Source organism: Mesorhizobium sp. B3-1-6 (genome assembly GCF_006439555.1).
GTDB lineage: Bacteria > Pseudomonadota > Alphaproteobacteria > Rhizobiales > Rhizobiaceae > Mesorhizobium.
In genome coordinates this window covers 1-3,322 of the sequence record NZ_VFTM01000069.1, presented here as the reverse complement: position 1 = coordinate 3,322, position 3,322 = coordinate 1, and the positions used below count along the sequence as shown (strand labels likewise).

5 protein-coding genes and 1 pseudogene are annotated in these 3,322 nt (G+C 63.2%); 5 read left to right on the top strand and 1 reads right to left on the bottom strand.

Annotated features, from left to right (window positions below):
- Positions 1 to 205: 205 nt before the first annotated feature.
- Positions 206 to 940: a thioredoxin family protein gene (locus FJ414_RS31250; RefSeq protein ID WP_140648193.1), complete on the top strand. Its 735-nt coding sequence runs from the start codon at positions 206 to 208 to the stop codon at positions 938 to 940.
- A 65-nt stretch (positions 941 to 1,005) separates the two neighbouring features.
- Positions 1,006 to 1,739, top strand: a pseudogene (locus FJ414_RS31245) (SGNH/GDSL hydrolase family protein).
- A 55-nt stretch (positions 1,740 to 1,794) separates the two neighbouring features.
- Here FJ414_RS31245 and FJ414_RS31240 read toward each other — a convergent pair.
- Positions 1,795 to 1,956 (bottom strand): hypothetical protein, encoded by a 162-nt coding sequence (locus tag FJ414_RS31240; protein ID WP_108702902.1) that lies wholly within the window; start codon positions 1,954 to 1,956, stop codon positions 1,795 to 1,797.
- Positions 1,957 to 2,160: 204 nt separating this feature from the next.
- On the opposite strand from FJ414_RS31240, the gene FJ414_RS31235 reads away from it, so the two are divergent.
- The 3 genes from FJ414_RS31235 to FJ414_RS31225 form a co-directional block, all read left to right on the top strand.
- Positions 2,161 to 2,325, top strand: coding sequence for a hypothetical protein (locus tag FJ414_RS31235; protein ID WP_140648192.1), 165 nt, complete (start codon positions 2,161 to 2,163; stop codon positions 2,323 to 2,325).
- Between the two features lie 207 nt (positions 2,326 to 2,532).
- Positions 2,533 to 2,943, top strand: coding sequence for a hypothetical protein (locus FJ414_RS31230; RefSeq protein WP_181181764.1), 411 nt, complete (start codon positions 2,533 to 2,535; stop codon positions 2,941 to 2,943).
- A gap of 18 nt (positions 2,944 to 2,961) precedes the next feature.
- The coding region (locus FJ414_RS31225; RefSeq protein WP_127273413.1) for an HTH domain-containing protein at positions 2,962 to 3,322 on the top strand (361 nt) is incomplete at its 3' end.

Genomic DNA, 3,322 nt, shown 5'->3' with positions numbered 1-3,322 from the left:
GACACCAACTTCTCAAAACTCTTCAATCACATAAAACAAAACCCCGCCGAAAATCGACGGGGTTCGTCAGCAGTCTGGGCCCGGGTATAGCCCGGGCTTTTGCTTTTTACGGGCACCGTTCCTACCTGATGCAGCGAAACGGCGGCGGCGATGTCGGATCGCGCCCATGTCGAACGTCCTTGGCAGGAGAGGACAGGAGATGGTCATGCATCGCAATGCCGTGGTTTCGCGCGAGGACTGGTTCGAGGCGCATCGCAAGCATCTGGAACGCGAGAAGGAACTGACGCGGTTCCGCGACGCTGTCGCCGCGGAGCGGCGGCATCTGCCCTGGTTCAAGCTGCGCAAGGATTATGTCTTTGAAAGCGAAGCGGGACCGAGGCGCCTAGGCGAGCTGTTCGCCGGCAAGAGCCAGCTGATCGTCTACCATTTCATGATGACGCCGGGTTGCGATCACCGTTGCCAGGGCTGCTCGTTCCTCGCCGACCATATCGACGGCGCCAACCAGCATCTGAAGCATCATGACGTCTCGCTCGTCGTTATTTCGCGCGCGCCGCTCGCGGAAATCCTGCCTTACAAGCGGCGCATGGGCTGGAAGTTCGACTGGGTGTCGTCCTACGCGTCCGATTTCAACTTCGACCTGCAGGTCTCCTTCACCGACAGGCAGATCGCGGTGGGCGAAACCACCTACAATTTCGAGAAGCGTCCGTTGCGGTCGAAAGACCTGCCGGGCACCAGCGTCTTTTATCGCGACGGCAATGGCGACATCTTCCTCACCTTCCTGTCGCGGGCCCGCGGCGGCGACGCGCTGATCGGCGCCTATCATTATCTCGACATGACGCCCAAGGGCCGCGACGAGGCCGGTCCGTATCACAACCTGATGGACTGGGTGCGCCTGCACGACGAATACCAGGACAAGGACCGGCCGGACTGCTGCGCGTGAACGGCATCGTTCACGTCAGCCCAAACATGCGCTAATGGCTTGCGGGTCACGCCAACGGAACCGCCATGCAGCGCCTGCTTGCCCTTCTCACCTGGCTCGCTTTCCCGGTCTATGTCTGCAGGGCCTCGGCGTGCGCCGGCGCACCACGCGCATGCTGCCCGCGCGAGGCCCGGTCCTGCACGAGATACCAGGCAAGGTGCCGCCCGTCGCCTTGCTGGTCCTGGGCGACTCCTCGGCAGCGTCGGTCGGGATCGAGCAATCCGAATATGGGCTTGCCGCACAGCTTGCCGGCCTGATCGCCGAACGCGCCGGCAGCGCCGTGCGCTGGCGCGCCGCCGGCTTCAATTCGGCGACATCCGGCCAGATCCGCGATTATGTCCTGCCCAACCTGTCGGCCGATCCCTGGACGCATATCGTGCTTGCCATCGGCACCAACGACACCAAGAACTTCCATTCCGTGGCGCACTTCAAGAAGGAGTTCGGCGGTCTGCTCTACGCGCTGCGCGCCAAATGGCCGGAAGCGCGTGTCGTGTGGTCGCCGGTGCTGGAATTCACCCGCTCGCCGGCAATGCCGCCATTGCTCGGCAGGATTCTCGAGATCCGCGCCGCGGAAATGAACCGCATGGGCGTGCGGCTCTGCAACGAGCGCGGCGCCATTGCCGCCGCGCGCCTGCCGATCACCGATCCCGAGGCCGGTTTCGCCTCCGACGGATTCCACGCTTCCGAAGCAGGCTATCGCGCCTGGGCGGAGCATCTGCTGGATTTCGTGCTGGGTGGTGAAGCGAGCAAGGTAAGTTGAGCTTCAGGTCAGGACACGCCACTCGCAGGCCGTCCTCGCCTGAATATGGACAGACCTACGCCCAGTGCCCAAGCACCGCCGCAAGCGAGATCGCGGCCATGGCCAGCAGCGCCAGCTTCCAGAAATCGCCGCGCCGCTTCAGCCCCGGCCATCCCAGCGGCTTGATGACCTGGATCAGCATGATGCCGCAGATGACAAGGGCGAGCAGTTTCGTCATGCCGCCTTTGACCAGCAATGCCGATGCCTGTCAAAGCCGTTCTTAAGGCACGCTTCGTGCCGACCATTCCTGACAGAACCGGCTTCATTTGAACCCTGCGAGGGGCGCCGCACCGCGTTCTTCGGCACCCTGTCAACCTCCTGACAGACTGCTGTCAGGAGGGGTGTGAGATACTCTCCTCATCGAAAAGAGAGGAGTGAGGTCATGAGCGGTTTTACCATTCTGCGCAGCGTACAGCACTATGTCGGCAGGATCCGCACCGTGCGCAACGAGATCCGTACCCAGCGTTTCCTGAACACCTTGCCGGCGGACATCCGCAAGGACATTGGCTGGCCGGACCTTTACACGGGCCGCGTGCGCGAAAACTGAAATTTTGCCGCCGCGACTTGGATTGTCGCGGCACCGCGCCCAGATGTAATGGCAGCCAGTGATGTTGCGTTCAGGGAAGAAGCCTTTGTTTGCCGGTAGCTTCGCCGCAACCTCCTGACAGGATGTTGTCAGGAGGCATGCGGTAGTTGGAGCGGCTTCGATCCTGACAGCAACGAACACGAACCGACGATCCGGACCAATCCGCGTATGGTGAAAAGCTGGAACGACAGGCTGAACACGCCAGGCATCAACGGCATCAAGCCGTCGCCGCGCACGATCGGCGATGTCGTCGAAGGCCAGTTGATGCTGGTGCCGACCGCGCGCCAGGTCGACGACTTCATCCGCTCGATTCCTGAAGGGGTCGAAATGGATGTTCGTGCGTTGCGTACCGCTCTGGCGATCGAGCACCGCGCCGAAGTGACATGCCCGGTGACGATCGGCTATCATCTGCGCACCGTTGCCGAAGCCGCCCACGAGGATATCGAGCGCGGCATGGCGCCGGGCGACGTCGCGCCCTTCTGGCGTGTGCTGGATGCTGGGACGCCGACCACGGGCAGATTGTCCTTCGGAGCGAAATTCGTTGCCGCGCAGCGCAAGCGCGAAGGGCTGAAGCCATAAACCCCGGGGGAGAAATCGATGCGCCGCGCCGACAGGCTTTTCCAGATCGTGCAGCATTTGCGGGGTGGCCGGCTGGTCACCGCGCAGAAGCTCGGCACGTGGCTCGAGGTTTCCGAGCGTACCATTTACCGCGACATAGCCGACCTGCAGTCGACCGGCGTGCCGATCGACGGCGAAGCGGGCGTCGGCTACATGATGAGGGAGGGTTTCGACCTTCCGCCGCTGATGTTCACGCGTGACGAGATCGTGGCGCTGGTGGCCGGCGCCCGCATGGTGCGCGCTTTTGGCGGCGCGGCAATGGCGAGGGCCGCCGACGAGGCGCTGGTCAAGATCGGCGCGGTGCTGCCCGATGCCGAGAAGGACCGCATCGCCCGTACCG

What these genes read in the sequence shown, in the direction of transcription:
- FJ414_RS31240 (WP_108702902.1), bottom strand. Translation starts at nt 1,956, where the DNA reads ATGACGAAACTGCTCGCCCTTGTCATCTGCGGCATCATGCTGATCCAG.
- FJ414_RS31230 (WP_181181764.1), top strand. Translation starts at nt 2,533, where the DNA reads ATGGTGAAAAGCTGGAACGACAGGCTGAACACGCCAGGCATCAACGGC.
- FJ414_RS31235 (WP_140648192.1), top strand. Translation starts at nt 2,161, where the DNA reads ATGAGCGGTTTTACCATTCTGCGCAGCGTACAGCACTATGTCGGCAGG.
- FJ414_RS31250 (WP_140648193.1), top strand. Translation starts at nt 206, where the DNA reads ATGCATCGCAATGCCGTGGTTTCGCGCGAGGACTGGTTCGAGGCGCAT.